The organism is Pseudomonas sp. AC016 (genome assembly GCF_979253365.1).
In genome coordinates this window covers 5,376,507-5,396,526 of record NZ_CEEDCC010000001.1, presented here as the reverse complement: position 1 = coordinate 5,396,526, position 20,020 = coordinate 5,376,507, and the positions used below count along the sequence as shown (strand labels likewise).

The following is a 20,020-nucleotide window of genomic DNA, read 5'->3' as shown; positions in this document are numbered from 1 at the left end:
CTCTGGCTGTCTATTTATCAGGGCTGTCAATGATCAACGCCTGCTGCGCCCCGCTGTCGCTGGCCAAGGGCTGGCTGCGACCGACCCACTCACCAGTGGTCGGTTGCCCTGCGCGGGACACGCGAGCTACCAGTTGGACTTGCGGAAAGTTCGACAGTTTCAGCTGCGGCATCATTGCGTCAGCATCGCTGAGTTCGACCTCGGCGGGCAGCTCGGCAACCGTGATGCGCTTGACCGCCAGCGGCGCGGGCGGGCCATCGACAGCACGGGCGAAAATGAACACGCTGTCACGTGGCTGGACCTTGTCTTTCAAGGCAGGCGCCAGATCGACCCGCACTTTTATCGAGGCAGCCCTGCTTGCAGCCAGCGCCGGTTTCGCGCCGGTTTTCAGGTTTTCCCTGGCACGGGCGATGCCGCCTTCCAGTGCCGAGCGCGACGGATCCTGCGCAGGCAGTACGTTAAGAAGCCGGGTCCAGTAATTGACCGCCGCCTGATAGCGCTCGGTTTCAAATGCCGCGATACCCAGCAAACCCAGGCTGGTGACTTCTTTGGGATCGGCCTTCAGCGCTTCGTCGGTCAGGGCCTGCACCTGCGGCGTGAAATGCTTGTCGCTGGCGAAGTACAACGCCTGCGCCCATTGTCCGAGCAGTTCCGGTGGACGCCCGGCGAGGCCAGCAGCACGCTCGAACATCTGCGCCGCATCGCCCGGACGATTCTGCGCCATATAGCTGCGCGCCAGAAAATACAGACTTTCGGACGAATCGGGCTGAGCCTGTACGGTGCGCTCCAGACGCTGGGTCATGTCGGCGAGCGAGGTGGGCGGTTGAGAGAATTCGCGACTCAGTTCGACCTTGTCGCTGGCGCCAAGCTGCAGATAAGCCCCCATGCCCAACACCGGAACCAGCACTGCCGCCAGCAACAGCCAGGGTTTGCCAAGCCGCGCGATTCGGGCCTTTTCAGCCCCCTCGGTGTCAGCCAGCAACTCCCGCGCCGCTTCGTCACGGGCGCTCTGGATCTGCATCGCTGAAAGAACGCCTTCTTCCTGCTGGCCTTGCAGCTCGCTGAGCCGTTCCTGATACAGGGCAACGTTCAGCGCCGTGCGGTCTTCCTCGCGCTGCGCACGCTGGCCGCGCAACACCGGGACCAGCAAGAAGCCCAGCGCCACCAGTAGCAAGAGTCCGGTCGCCATCCAGAAATCGATCATTTTCGGTGTTCATCCAGCAAATGGGTGAGGCGTTGCCGCTCCTCATCGGACAGCGTATCGAACTGCCCGGCAGTCAGGTTGCGACGTCGTCTGACGATCATCGCCATCACCACCAGCCCGCCAAGCAACAGGCCTGCCGGACCGAACCACAACAACCAGGTTCTGGCGGTCAGCGCCGGTTTGTAGCGCACGAAATCGCCGTAGCGATCGACCATGAAATCGATGATCTGCTGATTGCTCCGGCCCTCCCCCAGCATGCGGTAGATTTCCTTGCGCAAATCTGCGGCGATCGGCGCGTTGGAATCGGCGATGTCCTGATTCTGGCACTTGGGGCAACGCAACTCGCGGGTCAGTTCGGCATAGCGGGCGCGCTCGGCTTCGTCGCGAAAGGTATAGGCGTCAATGGCAGCGTGAGCGAGAGCACTGATCGCAAGGCCAAGCACCAACAGCACAGCGCTTAATGAGCGGTTCATGGTCTGGCCTCGTCCACCAGCGCCTGATACAGCCCGGCCAGTTGCTCGCGCCAGACCGTGTCGTCGATTACGCCGACGTACTTGTGACGAATGACACCCTTGGCATCGATCAGAAAGGTTTCCGGCGCGCCGTACACGCCAAGGTTCAAGCCCAGCGAGCCTTCGTCATCACGAATATTGAGGCGATAAGGATCATGAAAATCCTTCAGCCATTTCAGAGCATCGGCGTTGGTGTCCTTGTAGTTGACGCCGTAGATCAGCACGCCCTGCTGCGCCAGCCGGTTGAGCACCGGATGCTCGACGCGACAGGCGATGCACCAGGTCGCCCAGACATTGACCAGCGCAGGTTTGCCGAGCAGATCGGCGCGGGTCAAAGTGCGTTCGTTTTGTACTTCACGCAGGGTGAACTCGGGGAACGGCTTGTCGATCAGCGCCGATGGCAACTCGGCAGGGTCCAGGTACAAACCTCGAAACAGAACGGCTGCCACGCCGAGAAAGACCACCAGCGGCAACACCATGATCCAGCGCCTCATGCGGTGGCCTCCGACAGGCCCAGCGCGTCACGCACCCGGCCTTTGACTTTGACGCGATAACGCCGATCAGTGGCCGCCAGCACGCCGCCCAATCCGGTCAGCAGGCCGCCGAACCAGATCCAGCGCACGAACGGTTTCACATGCACCCGCACCGCCCAAGCGCCATCGGCCAGCGGCTCGCCCAGCGCGACATAAAGATCGCGGCTGAAACCGGCATCGATACCCGCCTCAGTCATCACCGATTGCTGCACGGTGTACAGGCGTTTCTCCGGGTGCAACTCCGTCACCTGTTCGCCATCGCGCAAAACCCGGATCGTGCCGCGATCCGAGGTGAAATTCGGCCCTTCATAGTGCTTTGCGCCTTCGAACACGAATACGTAGCCACCCAGCTCGACGGACTGGCCGGGCGCCAGACGCAGGTCGCGCTCGGCACTGTTCTGGCTCGACAGCACCACACCCAGCGCGCACACGGCAATGCCGAGGTGCGCCAGTTGCATGCCCCAGTAACTGCGATGCAGGCCGCGCGCGCCATTGATCAGGCCCTTGTGACGCGTCTTGTCCAGCAGATCGCGCACCCCGGCCAGCAGCACCCAGGCCGCCAGCATGAAGGTGGCCAGCACGGCCCACTGGAAATCACCCAGCGCCAGCCCGGCAATCACTGCCAGTACCGCGCTGCCGATCAATACCGGAGTCAGCATGCCCAGCAGCCATTTGACCGGCGTGTCTTTCCAGCGCACCAGCACGCCCACGGCCATCACCACCATCAGCAGGGCCATCAACGGCACGAACAGCGCATTGAAATAAGGCGGGCCGACCGACATCTTCGCGCCGCTCACGGCATCGACCACCAGCGGGTACAGCGTGCCGAGCAGAATCATCGAGGCCGCGACCACCAGCACCAGGTTATTGCCCAGCAGCAGCGTCTCCCGCGACCACAGACCAAAGCCGACCTGACTTTTCACCACGGGTGCGCGGATGGCGAACAAGGTCAGCGAGCCGCCGACAACCATCAACAGGAAGATCAGGATGAACACGCCACGTGCCGGATCGGAGGCAAACGCATGCACCGAGGTCAACACCCCGGAGCGCACCAGAAAGGTGCCCAACAGGCTCAGGGAAAACGCCGCGATGGCCAGCAGCACGGTCCAGCTCTTGAACACGCCGCGCTTTTCCGTGACCGCCAGCGAGTGGATCAAGGCAGTGCCCACCAGCCAGGGCATGAACGAGGCGTTTTCCACCGGGTCCCAGAACCACCAGCCGCCCCAGCCCAGCTCGTAGTAGGCCCACCACGAACCCAGCGTGATGCCGACGCCGAGAAACGCCCACGCCACCAGCGTCCAGGGTCGCGACCAGCGAGCCCAGGCCGCATCCAGTCGCCCGCCGAGCAAGGCGGCAATGGCAAAGGCGAAGGCCACGGAAAAACCGACGTAGCCCATGTAGAGCATCGGCGGGTGCACGATCAGGCCGATGTCCTGCAACAACGGGTTGAGATCGCGACCGTTGGCGGGCATCTGCGGCAGGATTCGCGCAAACGGATTGGAGGTGAGGATCAGGAACGACAGAAAGCCGAGGCTGATCATGCCCATCACTGCCAGCACTCGCGCCAGCATCACCTGTGGCAATTGTCGGGAAAATACCGATACAGCAAAGGTCCAGCCGCCCAGGATCAACGCCCAGAGCAGCAGCGAGCCTTCGTGCGCGCCCCACACGGCACTGAATTTGTAGAACCAGGGCAACGCCGTGTTGGAGTTCTGCGCGACGTAAGCGACCGAGAAGTCGTCAATCATGAAGGCGTAGGTCAGGCAACCGAAGGCAAAGATCAGAAAGCTGAACTGGCCCCATGCCGCAGGACGCGCCAGACTCATCCACAGTGGATCACCGCGCCACGCGCCGATCAGGGGAATGACAGCCTGCACGAGGGCAAAGCCCAGCGCCAGAATCATGGCCAGATGGCCGAGTTCGGGAATCATCAGTCAACCCTGCTTCGATGAGGGGGAAGACGCAGCCGGTGCAGCCTGGCCGCTGTCGCGCAACGCCTTGGTCACTTCCGGCGGCATGTACTTCTCGTCGTGCTTGGCCAGCACTTCATCGGCCACCACCTCGCCTTGCGCGTTCAACCTGCCCAGCGCGACGATGCCCTGCCCTTCACGGAACAGGTCCGGCAGGATGCCCCGGTAGGTGATGGTCACCGACTTGTTGAAGTCGGTGACGACGAAGCGTACGTCGAGCGAGTCCGCCGAGCGTTGCAACGAGCCCTTCTCGACCATGCCACCCGCCCGAATGCGGGTATCGACAGGCGCTTCGCCGTTGGCAATCTGGCTCGGGGTGTAGAACAAATTGATGTTTTCCTGCAGTGCGCTGAGGGCCAGCGTCAGGGCCAGGCCTATCCCCGCCACGATGGCCAGGATGATCAACAGACGCTTTCTGCGCAGCGGATTCACGTGCGCTTCTCCCGACGCATACGACGCGCCTCCTGTTGCAGATAGCGACGACGCGCCGCCACCGGCAGCGCGACGTTGACGAGCAGCACCAGCAGACAGAGGCCATACGCCGACCAGACGAACAGTCCATGGCGGCCCATCGCGAGGAAATCGCCGAACGAATCAAAACTCATGAAAGGCGCTCCGACGGACCAAGGCGACGCAGGACTTCGGCCTGCACCCACTGGGTTCGCGACTCGCGCTTCAGCACTTCAAGACGCATGCGCATCAGCAGTACCGCACCAAAGAAGCAATAGAACCCCAGCGTGGTGAACAGCAAGGGCAGCCACATTTCGGCGGGCATGGCCGGCTTTTCAGTGAGGCTGAAGGTCGCGCCCTGATGCAGCGTGTTCCACCACTCGACCGAATATTTGATGATCGGGATGTTCACCACCCCGACAATGGCCAGCACCGCGCAGGCCTTGGCCGCGCTGTCGCGGTTATTGATCGCGTTGCCCAAGGCAATCAGCCCGAAATACAGAAACAGCAGAATCAGCATGGAGGTCAGGCGCGCATCCCACACCCACCAGGCGCCCCAGGTCGGTTTGCCCCAGATCGCACCGGTCGCCAGCGCCAAAGCGGTCATCCATGCGCCGATGGGCGCGGCCGATTGCAGGGCGACGTCCGCCAGTTTGATCTTCCACACCAGCCTGATCACGCCACAGATCGCCAGCATCACGTAACAGGATTGCGCCAGCATCGCGGCAGGCACGTGGATATAGATGATGCGAAAGCTGTTGCCCTGCTGATAGTCCGGCGGCGCGAACGCCAGCCCCCAAACCACTCCGATGCCGATCAGCAACAGCGCCGCGATACTTAGCCACGGCAACAGGCGCGTGCTGAGGCCGTAGAAGACTTTCGGCGAGCCGAGCCGGTGCAACCAGGCCCAACCGATGCTGCTCTTTTTGAGGGAAGCGCTTTTCATCACGGTGCATCCAGGGTTTTACCGGGCGCCTGACGGGCAGGCCCCGGAACCTCAATTATTCGCCGACACTGATCTTCAGGCCAGCGGCTATCGCAAAGGGTGTCAGGGTAACCGCAAGTGCGGTCAGGCTGCCCAGCCACAGCAGATGACCGGTCGCGGGCATGCCTTGCAAGGCCGCCTGCAACGCCCCGCTGCCCAGAATCAGCACCGGGATGTACAGCGGCAGAATCAGCAGCGCCAGCAACAGTCCGCCACGCTTGAGCCCGACGGTCAGCGCGGCACCCACCGCACCCAGCAGGCTCAAGACCGGCGTGCCCAGCAGCAGCGACAGCATCAGCACCGGCACGCAGTGTCCCGGCAACCCCAGCATCAAGGCCAGCGCCGGCGCCACCAGCACCAGCGCCAGCCCGGAAAAGACCCAGTGTGCCAGTACCTTGACCAGAACCAGAAGGGCCAGAGGGTGCGGCGAAAGGACCCACTGTTCCAGCGATCCGTCCTCGAAATCACTGCGAAACAGCCCGTCCAGCGAGAGCAGCACGGCCAATAGCGCCGCTACCCAGACCAGCCCCGGCGACAAGGTTTGCAACAATTGCGTCTCCGGCCCGACGGCCAGCGGGAACAACGCCATCACGATGGCAAAGAACACCAGCGGATTGGCCAGCTCTGCCGGACGCCGCGCCAGCAGTCGTGCCTCGCGCTGCAGCAACAGGATGAACACATTGCTCATGCGGGTCTGCTCCCCAGATCCAGTTGTCGATAACCGGCAGGCTTGAGGTCCAGCACATGATGAGTGGTCAGCACCACGACGCCGCCCCGCGCGCAGTGTTCAGCCAGACAGGCTTCCAACTGGTTGATGCCCTGCTGGTCCAGCGCAGTGAAGGGTTCGTCGAGTATCCAGACCGGAGGACCCGGCAAATAAAGGCGAGCCAGTGCAACGCGGCGCTGCTGTCCGGCCGACAAGGCGTGGCAAGGCACGTCTTCAAAACCGCTCAACCCGACCGTCTCCAGGGCCTGCTCGAAATCGGCAGGCTCGCCAGTCCCCTGCAACGCATACAGCCAGGACAGGTTTTCCAGCGGCGTCAGTAACTCCTTGAGCCCTGACGCATGGCCGATCCACAGCAACAGACCCGTCAGTTGCGGACGCTGACGGTCCAGCGCAAGGCCGTTGAGCATGACCTGCCCCTCTGTGGGCTGCATCAGCCCGCACAGCATGCGCAACAGGCTGGTCTTGCCGCTGCCATTGGGACCGCTGACCTGCAGCAGGTCGCCAGCCTTCAGCACGAGATCAAGGTTCTCGAACAACAGCCGTCCGTCGCGCTCGCAAGTCAGCGCAGTGGCGTGCAGAAGTGGAGTCACAGCAGTCATCGAGCGCTTCCAGTATCGCGTTGTCTCGAAATGCGCCAATAACAGCACAAACGGAAGAAATGGCAGTTCAAGTCGAGCATGAAGCGGCCGTTACATGAAGGGAACTTAATGACGGCCAGACCGCTTTGGGTCGGTATTATACATACGAGTCCTGACACCCAAGGGGCAATTTCCTCAGGTCGAATATTCAATGACAGGCGATATCACCAGCGTTCCCGCAGCGGTCCCGACGACTGCACAGCTACGCGCCAACATCACCCAGGCACAGGTCCTGACATTGCTGCAGGCGTCAGCCCAGCTGATACCGGAAGGCCAGACCGCCGAAGCCGAAGTGCTGACCCTCAAGCAAGTCGACCAGAATTTCCAGTTACTGCTCAAACTGATCCTCGCCAACGGCACCCAGACCAACCTGCCCGTCAGCAGCGCCGTGCCGTTCACGCCCGGCAGCCTGTTACAACTGACACAGGCCTCGCCCAACGAGTTGACGCTGACCTTGCAGCAGCTCAACAGCGCACTGAAAAACTCGCTGACCAGCATCGATACCCGACAGCTGCCGGTCGGCACGCTGTTGCAGGGCAAGGTGTTGACCACTCAGGTCATCGCTCAGGCGGTCAGCCAACTGGCCAACATGCCCGCGACCACCGCAGCCGCTGCGCCAGCCACTTATCGCTCGATCGTGATGCTGCTGAACACTGTACAGGCAGGCGCGAGCCTGACCATCGACAGCCCGCAGCCCTTGAAAGTCGGCAGCCTGCTCAGCGCTCAGGTGCAGGGTAATCAGGCTCTGAATTTTGTCGCCTTGCCCGGCCGCTTCGACCAGTTGGCCGTGGCACAGCAACTGGCCACCCAGCAGAGCCGTCAGGGCTCACTGGAAAACCTGTTCAACGCCCTGCAAAACCTGCCGCGCAACAGTCCGGCAATCAGCGCGCCCCTACAGGCCAGCATCAACCAATTGCTGGCCGACATCCCTGATGTCGAACAGATGACCTCGCCCAGAACCGTCGCCCAGGCTCTCAACGCCAGCGGCCTGTTTCTGGAGGCGAAACTGCAGGCGGGCATGAATCCGATGCAGGTGCCGGACCTGAAAGCCAGCCTGACGCGTCTCATCGCGCAGATCCTGCCGGGCCTGCCAGACAACAGCACCTATAACGCAGCAGCAGCGTCCAATACCCTGGCACGGGTCATGCCTAACGCCATTCGCAACGCACTGGGTACTTTGGGTCTTGTCGCAGCGCGCACCCAGCCGAGTGTCTTTCCACTGCCCTCGCGTTCGGTCAGTGGCGGCGAGAAGGAAGAGGATCTGGAAATCCTGCTCAAGCTCGCCGCAGCCGCCGTTTCCCGCGTGCAAAGCCACCAACTTGGCGGGCTGGACCAGACCCGCACCAACGCCGACGGCACGCAGGTCACTACCTGGCAAATGGAAGTGCCAATGCGCAACGCTCACGACATCGTGCCTTTGCAGGTCAAAGTGCAGCGCGAGGACAAGCCGGACGAAGAGGCCTCCCATGAAAAGGCTGACGGCGACGTTCAGGAAACCCGGGAAAAGCTCTGGAAGGTCGATCTGGCGTTCGATCTCGAACCGCTGGGGCCGATGCAGGTGCATGCCCAGTTATTACGCGGCACGCTATCAAGCCAGCTGTGGGCCGAGCGGCCCGACAGCGCAGCATTGATCGGCCAGGAACTGGGCCATTTGCGCGAACGGCTGATTGCCTGCGGCCTGGCCGTCGGCGAACTGGCCTGCAACCACGGCACGCCACCCCAGGGCCCGCGAACGGCTCTGGAACAACGCTGGATTGACGAGAACGCCTGATGAGCAGAACCGACGACACACCGCGCCAGGCAATCGCACTCAGCTACGACGGACAAAGCGCCCCGACCCTGAGCGCCAAGGGCGACGACCAACTGGCCGAAGCCATTCTGGACATCGCCCGCGAATACGAAGTCCCTATCTACGAAAACGCCGAACTGGTCAAACTGCTGGCCCGTCTGGAACTGGGCGACAGCATCCCCGAACCGCTGTACCGCACCATCGCCGAAATCATCGCGTTTGCGTGGCATTTGCGGGGCAAGTTTCCCGAAGGTCAGGACCCGGATGCACCGCCGGCAGAGCGGGATATTACGCCGCGTCGGTGAAGCGGATCGGGTCATCACGAAACAGTCTTGCTGCCGGTCCGATACAGGGAGCAAAACGTGTCACAACGTCTCACATGCGTGTTAACTGAAGTTACGGACATCCTTGGGAGGATTTCGTAATGGGACGTGCACGCCAACTCGAAGCAGATGTCCGGCGATTTGCGACATCCATCAGCCATACGGGATCGAGCAGTCAGTTTGATCTGCCAGCAGATCGAGTCGGTGACTGGCATGCTCAAGGGGTATTGATTACCCATTTTCTGAACACCTTTTCAGTCATGGCTCCAGCCTTTGAGCGCTTTATCATCGTCAGCGCAAGGTATTACCAATCATCAATCACAGACCCGAAACTCAAAGAAGGGCTGGCAGGCCTGTTTGCGCAAGAGGCGATGCATTCCCGCGAACATAGGCACTACAACCGATTGCTTAGTCAAGCTGGCTTGCCAGGCAGGGAACTCGAACGCCAGTGCTACAGATTCCTGGATTATCTTCTGGGTGGGAATCGGGTCGCTCCATCATTTCGACTGGCGGTGGCGCTTATGTTTGAACATCACACGGCGCTTGCCTCCACCGTGACGCTAAACAATCCTGCGTTGCTGGAAGGATCAGTGCCAGGTTATGCGCAGCTCTGGAACTGGCACGCGCGCGAAGAGAACGAACACAAATCAGCAGCTTACGACCTATGGAACAGCGTTATAGGTAGAGGCGTAAAACCCTATCTGTTGCGTATTGGCGCGGTAGTTCTGATAGGACCACCAACGTTTTTGATGGCCGTGACTGTATTCACGATACTGCTCAGGGCGGATCATAAACGGCGAGTGGACGCCCGGGCAGTCTGGCTATTTCTCAAACATATGTACGGCACGGAAGGACTGATCGCCAACACCGCGAAGCTCTGGTTCAGATATTTCCTGCCAGACTTTCATCCAGACATGTGACCAGCCGCCCACTGATCGAGCAGGCTGGGTCATCCCAAGCGAAGCAGGAAGTCGCAAAGCATCTACATCGAAATCGGCTTGCGCCCCGCAAACGAATGCGCCAGCGTGCCGCCGTCCACAAGATCCAGCTCGCCACCCAGCGGCACGCCGTGGGCGATGCGCGAGGCGATGAGGCCTTTCTGGTTGAGCAACTGGGCGATGTAATGAGCAGTGGCCTCGCCCTCCACGGTGGGGTTGGTCGCCAGGATCACTTCGGTGAACGTGCCCTGCCCGGCGATGCGCTCCATCAGTTGTGGAATGCCGATGGCCTCGGGACCAAGACCGTCGAGTGGCGACAGGTGGCCCTTGAGAACGAAATAGCGGCCGCGATAGCCGGTCTGCTCAACGGCGTAGACATCCGTCGGCCCTTCGACCACGCACAGCAGCGTATCGTCGCGACGCACATCGGCGCATTGCGGACAGAGTTCTTCTTCGGTCAGCGTGCGGCACAGACGGCAGTGGCCGACACCTTCCATCGCCTGACTCAAGGCCAGCGCCAGCCGCGAGCCACCGCTGCGATCCCGCTCCAGCAACTGCAGCGCCATACGCTGCGCGGTTTTCTGACCAACGCCTGGCAGCACGCGAAAGGCATCGATCAACTGGCGAATCAGGGGGCTGAAGCTCATGAAGAAAAGTCCGACAAAAACACAAGACGCGGTTTATACCCGCGCGTTGCCGCCAGCGTCAATTCGGGGTTGAAGGGGGGCGACCAATAACAGGTGTTTCGTGATGAGGACAACAGTCCTCACACCTTCAACGCCATCTCCAGAAACTCCATCAGCGCCTGCACCCGCGCGCTGCGTTGTTTACGGACAGGCACCAGCAGATTGATGGGTGCGCTGGTCAGTTGCCAGTCGTTAAGCACTCGCACCAGTGCGCCGCTGGCGATGGCGTCGCTGACGTCCCATTGCGAGCGCAGCACGATACCCAGCCCCTGCTCGGCCCAGCGGCGGGCGACAGAGCCGTCGTTGGTCAGCAGCGCCGGCTCGATACGCAATGTCTTCTTCGAAGCACCTTTGCTCGTGTGCCAGAGGGTCACGTCTTCGTCGTTTTCCCGGATACAGATGCAGCGATGACCTGCCAGCTCGTCAGGCGAGGCAGGAATGCCGTGCTGCTCCAGATACGCAGGGCTGGCGCAAAGCCAGCGGTTGTTGAGCGCCAGCGTGCGGGCGATCCACAGGCTGTCGTTGAGGCTGCCGATATGAATCACGGCATCGCTGTCATGTCGATCCGGCCAGGGCGTTTCACGCAGGTCGAGGTGCAGGCGCAGTTGTGGATGCAGTCTGGCGAAGCGCGCTAGCAGCGGCGCGATACGCTGGCGGCCATAGCCAAAGGGCGCGGCCAGCCTGAGCGTGCCGACCAGGCGTTCGTCACGCTGTTTGAAAGACTCCGGCAGCGCTTCCAGCTGTTCCAGCAAATGCGCGCTTTCCCGGGCGAAGCGCTCGCCATCGGCAGTCAGGCTCAAGCGCCGGGCATCCCGGTTGGCCAACGTAATACCCAGTTGCGTTTCCAGCTTGCGCAGCCGCATCGACAACGCCGGTGGCGAAACGTTAAGCACTCTGGCCGCCGCACTGAGTGACTCACAACGCGACAGCGTTACCGCCAGACGCAAATCTTCGATGGCAATCATTCAGTTCAGCTTAAGGATTGATGAAGGTTGATTGAACCACAGCTTCATTATCGAACAGTAGAGTGAATGCGTACCCAGCCACACGAGCGCAACACATGTCAGCCTCTCTGATGCCCAACTTACCGCCATCCCTTGATACGCCAGTCGCGCTGATCGACGTGTCACGCATGCAGCACAACATCCAGCGCATGCAGCAACGCATGAATAGACTCGGAGTACGCCTGCGGCCGCACGTCAAGACCAGCAAATCCTTGCCGGTCATTGAGGCGCAACTGGCCGCCGGTGCCTGCGGCGTAACGGTCTCGACACTTAAAGAAGCCGAATATTGTTTTGCCAACGGGATCGACGAAGTGTTCTACGCCGTCGCCATGGCACCCGGCAAACTGCATCAGGCACTGGCCCTGCGCCGCAAGGGCTGCCGCCTGAGCATCCTGACTGACAGCGTCGTTGCTGCGCAGCACATCGTTGCGTTCGGGCAGGAGCACGACGAGCGTTTCGAGGTGTGGATCGAGATCGACTGCGACGGCCATCGCTCCGGTCTGGCGGCCGATGACGAGACGCTGATAGCGGTGGCACGACTGTTGATCGACGGCGGCATGCAGTTACGTGGAGTGATGACCCACGCGGGGTCCAGCTACGATCTGGATACGCCCGAAGCATTAGAGGCGATTGCCGAACAGGAGCGTTCTCTGTGCGTCAGTGCTGCCGGACGCATCCGTAACGCCGGACTGCCCTGCCCCGAGGTCAGTATCGGTTCCACGCCCACAGCCCTCTCGGCGCAGAGCCTGGAAGGCGTGACCGAGGTCAGGGCCGGGGTTTACGTGTTTTTCGATCTGGTGATGCACAACATCGGCGTCTGCGCGGCCGACGAACTCGCGCTGAGCGTACTGACCACGGTTATCGGTCACCAGCAGGACAAGGGCTGGATCATCGTGGACGCGGGCTGGATGGCCATGAGCCGTGACCGCGGCACACAGCGTCAGCGCCAGGATTTCGGCTACGGCCAGGTCTGCACCGAAACCGGTGACTGGATCGAAAGCGCGCGCATGACCGGGGCCAATCAGGAACACGGCATTATTACCCTGGCGGCCGAGGACTGCGGCGATATCACTGAGCGCTTCCCGATTGGCAGTCGGCTACGGATCCTGCCCAACCACGCGTGCGCCACCGGCGCGCAATTTCCTGACTATCACGCGCTGGATGCCGAAGGCCGCGTGCACACCTGGAGTCGCTTGCATGGCTGGTGAAATCGAGTTGATCCATACACCTCATGCCGCATCGCCGGGCGGGCATTATTCGCAGGCCGTTCGGCATCAGGACACGCTGTACGTCTCGGGGCAATTGCCGATACGCGCCGACGGCAGCCACAGCGTCGACGAGCCGTTCGAGGTCCAGGCAGCCATCGCGCTGGACAACCTGCTGGCGATTATCACGGCTGCCGAATGCAGCATCGAGGACGTGATCAAGGTCACGGTCTACGTGGCGGGCGTGAAGCACTGGCCTGCTTTCGACCGGATCTACGCCCGATATCTGGGCGAGCATCGCCCGGCCCGCGCCGTAGTCCCCGTTCCGGAACTGCACCATGACTATCTGATCGAGATCGAAGCGCTGGTACGCGTGCCAAAAACAGCTCCATGCGCTTAGCGGCCCGCATACAGCAGATTATTCTTCGCAGCCTTCAAGATCGGCGCTTTTTATCCAGATCGCTTTGTTAGCTTATTGATATGAAACGGATTGGCCTTCACGGGCCGTCTGCTGCCGCCGATCTTTTCTCGCTCCAGGGAGCCCGCTGGATGACCATACATTCCCCGAACAGCCATCGCGTCGATCCGCACACGGCGCAGCAGTTTTACATCGATGGCCGCTGGCGCTCTCCCGCGGTTGCGGCGACGCTGCCGGTGATGAATCCGGCCACCGAAGAGGTTGTCGCACACGTCGCCAGCGGTACAGCGGCCGACGTGGATCGCGCCGTGGCAGCGGCACGAGCGGCCTTTGCCGGTTGGTCCGGCACTCCGGCAGACGTGCGGGCTCAGGTGATTGGCCGCATCCATGAACTGATCATCGAGCGCAAGGAAGACCTGGCGCAGGCGTTGTCCCTGGAAATGGGCGCATCCATCAGCTCGGCGCGGACGATGCAGGTGCCGCTGGCGGCCGAGCACGTCCGGGTTGCGCGGGATCTGCTGGGTACTTATGCGTTCCAGACCGTCGAAGGCACCACGGCGATTCAGCGCGAGGCCATCGGGGTGTGCGGCCTTATTACGCCGTGGAACTGGCCGCTGTATCAGATCACCGCCAAGGTTGCGCCGGCCATCGCCGCAGGTTGTACCGTGGTACTCAAGCCCAGCGAACTGTCGCCCTTGAGCGTATTGCTGTTCGCGCAACTGGTACACGACGCGGGTCTGCCTGCCGGGGTGTTCAATCTGGTGAATGGCAGCGGCCCGGAAGTCGGCGGCGCGATGGCGGCGCACCCTGACATCGACATGATTTCCATCACCGGCTCCAATCGCGCAGGTGCCCTCGTCGCCCAGGCGGCAGCACCGACCGTGAAACGTGTCACGCAGGAACTGGGGGGCAAATCCCCCAACGTACTGTTACCCGACGCCGATTTCGCCAAGGCCGTGCCGCTGGGCGTCATGGCGGCCTTCCGCAACGTCGGCCAGTCGTGCAGTGCGCCGACACGCATGATCGTGCCGAAGAGTCGTCTGGCAGAAGTCGAGGCGCTGGCCATCGAAACCGCCAATGCAATCATCGTCGGCGACCCGCAGTCGGAAAACACAGTGCTGGGACCTATCGCCAACGAAGCCCAGTTTCATCGCGTGCAGGCGATGATCGAAGCGGGGCTGGGCGAAGGCGCGAAGCTGCTATGCGGCGGGCCGGGTCGTGTCGAGGGTTTCGAGAAAGGCTTCTATGCCCGCCCTACCGTGTTCTCCGATGTGAACACGTCGATGCGCATCGCTCAGGAAGAAATCTTCGGCCCGGTGCTGTGCCTGATCGCCTACGAGACAGTGGATGAAGCGGTGGCCATCGCCAACGACACGGTCTATGGACTGGGGGCTCACGTGCAAAGCCAGGACCTGCAGCAGGCTCGTGCCGTGGCCTCCCGGATCCGCGCCGGTCAAGTGCTCCTCAACTACCCGGCCTGGAACCCGATGGCGCCGTTCGGCGGCTACAAACGCTCCGGCAACGGGCGCGAGTACGGGGTGCAAGGGTTTGAGGAGTATCTGGAGACCAAGGCAATTGTCGGGTTTGGCGCGGAGTAAGCCTGGCAGGGGACGTTTCAGTCGGAATCGCCTTCACACTGATCGTGCCCATGCTCTGCGCTCGTCGTTATACACAAGTCCGCAAGACGCGCAAAACGGGGGCCAAAACGTAAGTATCTGACTGAATGCATACCCCGTGGTCGCAGCAAGACTCGGGTATAACGCTGAGCACAGGCGTGGGCATGATCGGCGTGCTTGAGATCACGCTGATCGTTCCTACGCTCCGCGTGGGAATGCCGCTCAGGACGCTCCGTCCGCTCTCGAATGTGGCGCAGATGCGCGCCCAAGCTCAAGCGTTACCCACGTCATGCGCCTGGCTAACTGAATCCTCAGTCTGTGCCATTTGTGACGCGGAGCGTCACGGGCGGCATGCCCAAGCGGAGCGATGGGCACGATCAGTGTTTGACAGACTTGTGTATAACGATGAGTGCTCTGCGTGGGTATGCCGCCCGGGTCGCACAGAAGTTTCAGTGCCCGGCACAATCCTGCGGCCAAAAAAATGCCAGGCACATGGCCTGGCATTGATACCCGCAACAGCAACCGTCAGAACGGCAGCTTCATGCCTGGCGGCAGTTGCATGCCGGCGGTCATGGAGGCGGTCTTTTCCTGGCTGGCCTGTTCGATCTTGCGCACGGCGTCGTTGACGGCGGCGGCGATCAGGTCTTCCAGCACTTCCTTGTCTTCCTGCATCAGGCTGTCATCCAGATTGATGCGCTTGACGTCATGACGACCGGTCATCACCACGCTCACCAGACCTGCGCCCGATTGACCGGTGACTTCCGCATTGGCCAGTTCTTCCTGCATCTTGGCCATTTTTTCCTGCATTTGCTGGGCCTGCTTCATCAGGCCAGCCATGCCACCTTTCATCATGGGATATCTCCTCGAATATGGATGGTTCGTTTGCGCAGCGCGTGAAGCGCCGTGCCTTCAGTTATTGAGTCTGCGCTGCCGGAGCATCCACAGGCTTGATCGTATCTTCTCGAATCATCGCGCCAAACTGCTGCAGCATCTGCTGAATGAACGGATCGGCATGAATCGAGGCCTCGGCCTGGCGCTGGCGCTCGGCACGCAAACGCGACGCGGCCTGGGCAGGGGTTTCCTGCTCGGGCTTGATCAGCTCGATAGACAGATTGATCGTGCGGCCCATGAACTGGTTCAACGCGTCGTTCAGACGACGTTGCTGGGTCGAGTTGAACAGTGCGCTGTGCGCCGGGTCCAGGTGCAGCAACCAGTGATCGCCCTCCTTGCCCATCAGCGTACAGTTGGCGGCGATGCTGCCGGTCATGCCGGAGATTGGCAAGCCGGGAAACATCTCCAGCCATTCCAGCGCAAAACCCGTAGCAGGCATGGCGGCAGGCGTCGGTTCGGGTTCGACCGGTTCGGCGTCACCGACGCTCTCATGCGCCAGTTCATCCAGATAGGCGTAGGACGCAGGGTCGATGTCCACATCCGGCTCGACATAGTCATCGTCCGGTGGCGGCTCGTCGTCGCGGCCCATGGGGGCTGACAGATACGCCGCCTCCGGAATGGCTTCGAGCATGGCTGGCGTGACAGCCTGCTCGGCAACCGGCTGGGGCTCTTCGGCAGGCTGTTCCTGCGCCTGCTGTTCCTCGACCTGCGGCGCGTCCGGTACGGGACTTGCGGGCGCAGGCGTCGGCATGGGCGTCAGATCAGGTTGTTCGCCGAGGGTTTCCAGAACGGGTTCGGCAACCGGCGCTTCGGCGGGCTCAGCGACAGGCTCAGGTATCACATCGGCCACGGGCGTTTTCGGCTCGTTCCAGGGCAGATCGATTTCTTCGGCAGGCGCTGGCGCTGCGGGTTGAGCCTGTTCAGGCTCAGGCTTCACCTGCGCAGCTTTGACCGGAGCCGGTTCAGGCGCGGGCACCGTCGCTTCAAAGGCGGGATCGGGCGCTGCCATCACAGGCGGTTGGGAAGCCACCGATGCAACAGGTGTCGCATCGGCCACTGCCCGTTGGGAATCAGCCGTGGCCTGGCTGATCCCCACCGGCTTTAGCGGCTGCCTCGGCGCGTTCTCGCTATCGGCCGGCCGGAACGCCAGCATGCGCAGCAGCACCATCTCGAAACCGCCACGCGGGTCGGGCGCCAATGGCAGGTCGCGTCGGCCGATCAGGCCCATCTGATAATAGAATTGCACGTCTTCGGCCGGCAGCGCCTGCGCCAGAGCGAGGACGCGATCACGGTCGCCGTGACCGTTGTCGACACCCTCGGGCAGCGCCTGGGCAATCGCCACGCGGTGCAGCACGTTAAGAATTTCCGAGAGCACACCGTTCCAGTCTGGCCCCTGCTCGGCCAGATGGCGCACGGCTTCAAGCACGCCTCGGGCATCGCCTTCCAGCAATGCAGTCAGCACATCGAACACCTGACCATGGTCCAGCGTGCCAAGCATGGCGCGCACATCGGTAGCCATGACCTTGCCTTCACCGAAGGCAATCGCCTGATCGGTCAGGCTCATGGCGTCGCGCATCGAACCATCGGCGGCGCGGCCCAGCAACCACAGCGCATCGTCTTCGAACGGCACGTTCTCGACACCCAGTACGTGGGTCAAATGCTCGACCACACGTTCCGGCGTCATGTTCTTCAGTGAAAACTGCAGGCAGCGCGACAGAATGGTCGCCGGCAGCTTCTGCGGATCGGTTGTCGCCAGGATGAACTTGACGTAGGGCGGCGGTTCTTCAAGCGTCTTGAGCAAGGCGTTGAACGAGTGGCTGGACAGCATGTGCACTTCGTCGATCAGGTAGACCTTGAAGCGTCCGCGACTCGGCGCGTACTGCACGTTGTCGAGCAACTCACGCGTGTCTTCGACCTTGGTACGGCTGGCGGCGTCGATCTCGATCAGGTCGACGAAACGACCCTCATCGATCTCCTTGCACACCGAACAGACGCCGCAGGGCGTCGAGGTAATACCGGTTTCGCAGTTCAGGCACTTGGCAATGATGCGCGCGATGGTGGTCTTGCCGACACCGCGCGTGCCGGTGAACAGATAGGCGTGGTGCAGGCGCTGGCTGTCGAGCGCGTTGATCAGGGCCTTCAACACATGTGTCTGGCCGACCATTTCGCGGAACGAGCGCGGACGCCATTTACGTGCAAGAACCTGATAACTCATTGAAAACCGTCGCGACTGGTAAGCGGAAGACCGCCAATGCTAGCCGAGCAGGGACAAAATTGCATCCGGTGTCCTGCTTATTGTGGCCTGACGGCCGAATTTGCCCGTTCGTGAACATGTTTTCATCAATAGAGGCTGTTCGCGCTGTAGCAATAGCGTCATATTCCATCGCTACGCTCGCCTGAAATCTTTGGTAACACATAATTCAGACAGGTATTCGCGATGACCGACAGACCCGACGACGAGTCCACCCTCCACCCCAGCCGTCGTCGCTTTCTGGGCGGCATGGCAGCATTGGGCGCAGGCGTTACGCTCAGCAGTTACGTCACCGCCGGTGAAAAGCCACCTGCCGCAGCCGAGAAGCACCTGACCGGCGCAGCACTGGACAAGGCCCTGCGCGACAACGTCAAGACAGTCGTGGTGATCTACGCGGAAAACCGCAGTTTCAACAACCTGTTCGGCAACTTTCCAGGCGTTGAAAAGCCGCTGTCTTCCCTCAAGGCCGCTGATTATGAACAACGTGACCGCGATGGCAGTCTGCTTAGCAAACTGCCGCCCGCCTGGGGTGGCGTGCTGCAGGTCGGTCCGCAGAGCGTCGATGGCGTGACCTACCCGGCTGGCGTGCAGTTTCAGGAAAACCTGCCCAACGCGCCCTTCCCGCTCAAGGGTCCGAACAATGAAGACCTGCCGCTGAGCCTGGTCACCCGTGACCTGTGGCATGTGTTCTATCAGAACCAGATGCAGATCAACGAAGGCAAGAACGACCGTTTCGTGGCCTGGGCCGATTCCGGCGGACTGACCATGGGCCAATATGCGCAGACACAATACTCACTGCGACTGTGGGACGTGGCGAAAGAATTTGTGCTGTGCGACAACTTTTTTCAGGGCGCTTTCGGTGGCTCGTTCCTCAACCACCAGTACCTGATTTCAGCGACGGCGCCGATCTATCCCGATGCCGCCAACTCGCCCGCCAAATCGCAGATCGCCACGCTGCAAAGCGACAACCCGGAAGACCCGCGCCTCAAGCCGCTGGACAAGTCCCCCGCCAGCGCCATGGAAGGACCGCCGCAATTTGGCCCCAGCGCGATCACCCCGGATAACTATGCGGTCAACACCCTGGCCCCGCCCTACTGGCCGACCTGGCTGCGCGACCCGCAGAACCCCGACTATTCAAAACCGGATCTGGCCAACGTGCTGGTACCGCAGAATCATGAGCACATCGGCGACAAGCTGTCGAAGAAGGACATCGACTGGGCGTGGTACGCAGGCGCCTGGCAGGTCACGCTGGATGAATTCAAGGATTCCACCGGTATCCCGAAGATCCCCAACTTTCAATACCATCACCAGCCGTTCAACTACTTCGTAAAGCAAGGCCCGCAGAACCCTGTCGAGCGTAAACGCCGGTTGCGTGATGGTGGCCTGGGTGACGAAGCGAGCACCAATCGTTTTCTGGCCGATGCCGAAGCAGGCAAGCTGCCCGCCGTTACCTTCTATAAGCCTCAGGGCAACCTGAACATGCACGCAGGCTATGCCGACGTGGCGTCGGGCGACCGACACATAGACCGTGTGGTCAAGGTGCTGCGTAACAGTCCGCAATGGGAAAACATGGTGATTGTGATCACCATGGATGAGAACGGCGGCTGGTGGGACCACGTGGCACCGCCCAAGGGCGACCGCTTCGGCCCCGGCACACGGATCCCGGCGCTGGTCATCTCACCGTTTGCCCGCAAAGGCACAGTCGACCACACCGTCTACGACACCGCGTCGATCCTGCGCCTGATCACTCGCGTTCACGGCCTGGAAAAGCTCGACGGCCTCAAGCGTCGCGACGACGCAATGGTCGCCCGGGGCCAGCAGCCCATGGGCGATCTCACCAACGCCTTGCAATTCAGCAACCATCACAAAGCCTGAATCGG

General features: G+C 61.6%; 20 protein-coding genes. 7 read left to right on the top strand and 13 right to left on the bottom strand.

Translation table 11 applies throughout. The features are described 5' to 3' along the window. Positions 1-10 precede the first annotated feature (10 nt). The 9 genes from ccmI to ccmA are packed head-to-tail and all read right to left on the bottom strand — an operon-like array spanning position 11 to position 6,980. Positions 11-1,204, bottom strand: coding sequence for a c-type cytochrome biogenesis protein CcmI (ccmI, locus tag AC0IXS_RS24265; protein WP_471825897.1), 1,194 nt, complete (start codon positions 1,202-1,204; stop codon positions 11-13). Continuing rightward, entirely contained in the window at positions 1,201-1,677 is a 477-nt protein-coding gene (locus AC0IXS_RS24260; RefSeq protein WP_471825895.1) for a cytochrome c-type biogenesis protein, read from the bottom strand. Before AC0IXS_RS24260 ends, ccmI begins: the two co-directional genes overlap by 4 nt. Then, complete coding sequence (locus AC0IXS_RS24255; RefSeq protein ID WP_122689520.1) at positions 1,674-2,210, bottom strand: DsbE family thiol:disulfide interchange protein; 537 nt, start codon at positions 2,208-2,210, stop codon at positions 1,674-1,676. Before AC0IXS_RS24255 ends, AC0IXS_RS24260 begins: the two co-directional genes overlap by 4 nt. Further along, the gene (locus AC0IXS_RS24250; RefSeq protein ID WP_471825893.1) at positions 2,207-4,180 is read right to left on the bottom strand and encodes a heme lyase CcmF/NrfE family subunit; all 1,974 of its coding nucleotides are present in this window, start codon (positions 4,178-4,180) and stop codon (positions 2,207-2,209) included. The genes AC0IXS_RS24255 and AC0IXS_RS24250 overlap by 4 nt, the downstream gene beginning before the upstream one ends. Before the next feature lie 3 nt (positions 4,181-4,183). Continuing rightward, positions 4,184-4,651 (bottom strand): cytochrome c maturation protein CcmE, encoded by a 468-nt coding sequence (gene ccmE, locus AC0IXS_RS24245; RefSeq protein ID WP_449124705.1) that lies wholly within the window; start codon positions 4,649-4,651, stop codon positions 4,184-4,186. Further along, positions 4,648-4,824 carry a heme exporter protein CcmD gene (gene ccmD, locus AC0IXS_RS24240; protein ID WP_025996941.1) on the bottom strand — a complete coding sequence of 59 codons (177 nt, stop codon included), beginning with the start codon at positions 4,822-4,824 and terminating at the stop codon, positions 4,648-4,650. The genes ccmE and ccmD overlap by 4 nt, the downstream gene beginning before the upstream one ends. Beyond that, positions 4,821-5,615, bottom strand: coding sequence for a heme ABC transporter permease (locus AC0IXS_RS24235; RefSeq protein ID WP_122667847.1), 795 nt, complete (start codon positions 5,613-5,615; stop codon positions 4,821-4,823). Before AC0IXS_RS24235 ends, ccmD begins: the two co-directional genes overlap by 4 nt. A gap of 55 nt (positions 5,616-5,670) precedes the next feature. Next, entirely contained in the window at positions 5,671-6,342 is a 672-nt protein-coding gene (gene ccmB, locus AC0IXS_RS24230; protein ID WP_122667848.1) for a heme exporter protein CcmB, read from the bottom strand. Next, complete coding sequence (ccmA, locus tag AC0IXS_RS24225; RefSeq protein WP_122667849.1) at positions 6,339-6,980, bottom strand: cytochrome c biogenesis heme-transporting ATPase CcmA; 642 nt, start codon at positions 6,978-6,980, stop codon at positions 6,339-6,341. Before ccmA ends, ccmB begins: the two co-directional genes overlap by 4 nt. Before the next feature lie 190 nt (positions 6,981-7,170). On the opposite strand from ccmA, the gene fliK reads away from it, so the two are divergent. The 3 genes from fliK (at position 7,171) to AC0IXS_RS24210 (ending at position 10,051) form a co-directional block, all read left to right on the top strand. Further along, on the top strand, positions 7,171-8,790 hold the full coding sequence (fliK, locus tag AC0IXS_RS24220) for a flagellar hook-length control protein FliK (protein WP_122422515.1): 1,620 nt from the start codon (positions 7,171-7,173) through the stop codon (positions 8,788-8,790). Further along, entirely contained in the window at positions 8,790-9,113 is a 324-nt protein-coding gene (locus AC0IXS_RS24215) for an EscU/YscU/HrcU family type III secretion system export apparatus switch protein (protein ID WP_057408401.1), read from the top strand. Before fliK ends, AC0IXS_RS24215 begins: the two co-directional genes overlap by 1 nt. Before the next feature lie 119 nt (positions 9,114-9,232). After that, positions 9,233-10,051: a metal-dependent hydrolase gene (locus AC0IXS_RS24210; protein WP_057408402.1), complete on the top strand. Its 819-nt coding sequence runs from the start codon at positions 9,233-9,235 to the stop codon at positions 10,049-10,051. A gap of 62 nt (positions 10,052-10,113) precedes the next feature. Here the strand turns inward: AC0IXS_RS24210 and recR are convergent, their stop codons facing one another. Together recR and AC0IXS_RS24200 are read right to left on the bottom strand one after the other, a co-directional pair. Next, entirely contained in the window at positions 10,114-10,716 is a 603-nt protein-coding gene (gene recR, locus AC0IXS_RS24205; RefSeq protein WP_025996936.1) for a recombination mediator RecR, read from the bottom strand. 119 nt (positions 10,717-10,835) lie between these two features. Continuing rightward, on the bottom strand, positions 10,836-11,720 hold the full coding sequence (locus AC0IXS_RS24200; protein WP_122667850.1) for a LysR family transcriptional regulator: 885 nt from the start codon (positions 11,718-11,720) through the stop codon (positions 10,836-10,838). 110 nt (positions 11,721-11,830) lie between these two features. On the opposite strand from AC0IXS_RS24200, the gene AC0IXS_RS24195 reads away from it, so the two are divergent. The 3 genes from AC0IXS_RS24195 to AC0IXS_RS24185 all read left to right on the top strand — a co-directional run bounded on the left by AC0IXS_RS24195 (position 11,831) and on the right by AC0IXS_RS24185 (position 14,980). After that, on the top strand, positions 11,831-12,967 hold the full coding sequence (locus AC0IXS_RS24195) for a DSD1 family PLP-dependent enzyme (RefSeq protein ID WP_471826291.1): 1,137 nt from the start codon (positions 11,831-11,833) through the stop codon (positions 12,965-12,967). Continuing rightward, complete coding sequence (locus AC0IXS_RS24190) at positions 12,957-13,364, top strand: RidA family protein (protein ID WP_122689513.1); 408 nt, start codon at positions 12,957-12,959, stop codon at positions 13,362-13,364. Before AC0IXS_RS24195 ends, AC0IXS_RS24190 begins: the two co-directional genes overlap by 11 nt. Positions 13,365-13,513: 149 nt before the next feature. Beyond that, a complete protein-coding gene (locus AC0IXS_RS24185) occupies positions 13,514-14,980 on the top strand; it encodes an aldehyde dehydrogenase family protein (protein WP_471825889.1) in 1,467 nt (488 codons plus the stop codon). Positions 14,981-15,523: 543 nt separating this feature from the next. Here the strand turns inward: AC0IXS_RS24185 and AC0IXS_RS24180 are convergent. Both AC0IXS_RS24180 and dnaX read right to left on the bottom strand, forming a co-directional pair. After that, positions 15,524-15,850: a YbaB/EbfC family nucleoid-associated protein gene (locus tag AC0IXS_RS24180; RefSeq protein WP_004886053.1), complete on the bottom strand. Its 327-nt coding sequence runs from the start codon at positions 15,848-15,850 to the stop codon at positions 15,524-15,526. A 61-nt stretch (positions 15,851-15,911) separates the two neighbouring features. After that, a complete protein-coding gene (dnaX, locus tag AC0IXS_RS24175; protein WP_471825888.1) occupies positions 15,912-18,104 on the bottom strand; it encodes a DNA polymerase III subunit gamma/tau in 2,193 nt (730 codons plus the stop codon). Positions 18,105-18,326: 222 nt separating this feature from the next. Between dnaX and AC0IXS_RS24170 the strand changes: the two genes are divergently transcribed. Next, positions 18,327-20,015: an acid phosphatase gene (locus AC0IXS_RS24170; protein ID WP_122583512.1), complete on the top strand. Its 1,689-nt coding sequence runs from the start codon at positions 18,327-18,329 to the stop codon at positions 20,013-20,015. Positions 20,016-20,020 lie beyond the last annotated feature (5 nt).

Excerpts from the sequence above, each read along its gene's own strand:
- ccmI (WP_471825897.1), bottom strand. The coding sequence starts at position 1,204 with ATGATCGATTTCTGGATGGCGACCGGACTCTTGCTACTGGTGGCGCTG.
- AC0IXS_RS24260 (WP_471825895.1), bottom strand. The coding sequence starts at position 1,677 with ATGAACCGCTCATTAAGCGCTGTGCTGTTGGTGCTTGGCCTTGCGATC.
- AC0IXS_RS24255 (WP_122689520.1), bottom strand. The coding sequence starts at position 2,210 with ATGAGGCGCTGGATCATGGTGTTGCCGCTGGTGGTCTTTCTCGGCGTG.
- AC0IXS_RS24250 (WP_471825893.1), bottom strand. The coding sequence starts at position 4,180 with ATGATTCCCGAACTCGGCCATCTGGCCATGATTCTGGCGCTGGGCTTT.
- ccmD (WP_025996941.1), bottom strand. The coding sequence starts at position 4,824 with ATGAGTTTTGATTCGTTCGGCGATTTCCTCGCGATGGGCCGCCATGGA.
- AC0IXS_RS24235 (WP_122667847.1), bottom strand. The coding sequence starts at position 5,615 with ATGAAAAGCGCTTCCCTCAAAAAGAGCAGCATCGGTTGGGCCTGGTTG.
- ccmB (WP_122667848.1), bottom strand. The coding sequence starts at position 6,342 with ATGAGCAATGTGTTCATCCTGTTGCTGCAGCGCGAGGCACGACTGCTG.
- ccmA (WP_122667849.1), bottom strand. The coding sequence starts at position 6,980 with ATGACTGCTGTGACTCCACTTCTGCACGCCACTGCGCTGACTTGCGAG.
- fliK (WP_122422515.1), top strand. The coding sequence starts at position 7,171 with ATGACAGGCGATATCACCAGCGTTCCCGCAGCGGTCCCGACGACTGCA.
- AC0IXS_RS24215 (WP_057408401.1), top strand. The coding sequence starts at position 8,790 with ATGAGCAGAACCGACGACACACCGCGCCAGGCAATCGCACTCAGCTAC.
- AC0IXS_RS24210 (WP_057408402.1), top strand. The coding sequence starts at position 9,233 with ATGGGACGTGCACGCCAACTCGAAGCAGATGTCCGGCGATTTGCGACA.
- recR (WP_025996936.1), bottom strand. The coding sequence starts at position 10,716 with ATGAGCTTCAGCCCCCTGATTCGCCAGTTGATCGATGCCTTTCGCGTG.
- AC0IXS_RS24200 (WP_122667850.1), bottom strand. The coding sequence starts at position 11,720 with ATGATTGCCATCGAAGATTTGCGTCTGGCGGTAACGCTGTCGCGTTGT.
- AC0IXS_RS24195 (WP_471826291.1), top strand. The coding sequence starts at position 11,831 with ATGCCCAACTTACCGCCATCCCTTGATACGCCAGTCGCGCTGATCGAC.
- AC0IXS_RS24190 (WP_122689513.1), top strand. The coding sequence starts at position 12,957 with ATGGCTGGTGAAATCGAGTTGATCCATACACCTCATGCCGCATCGCCG.
- AC0IXS_RS24185 (WP_471825889.1), top strand. The coding sequence starts at position 13,514 with ATGACCATACATTCCCCGAACAGCCATCGCGTCGATCCGCACACGGCG.
- AC0IXS_RS24180 (WP_004886053.1), bottom strand. The coding sequence starts at position 15,850 with ATGATGAAAGGTGGCATGGCTGGCCTGATGAAGCAGGCCCAGCAAATG.
- dnaX (WP_471825888.1), bottom strand. The coding sequence starts at position 18,104 with ATGAGTTATCAGGTTCTTGCACGTAAATGGCGTCCGCGCTCGTTCCGC.
- AC0IXS_RS24170 (WP_122583512.1), top strand. The coding sequence starts at position 18,327 with ATGACCGACAGACCCGACGACGAGTCCACCCTCCACCCCAGCCGTCGT.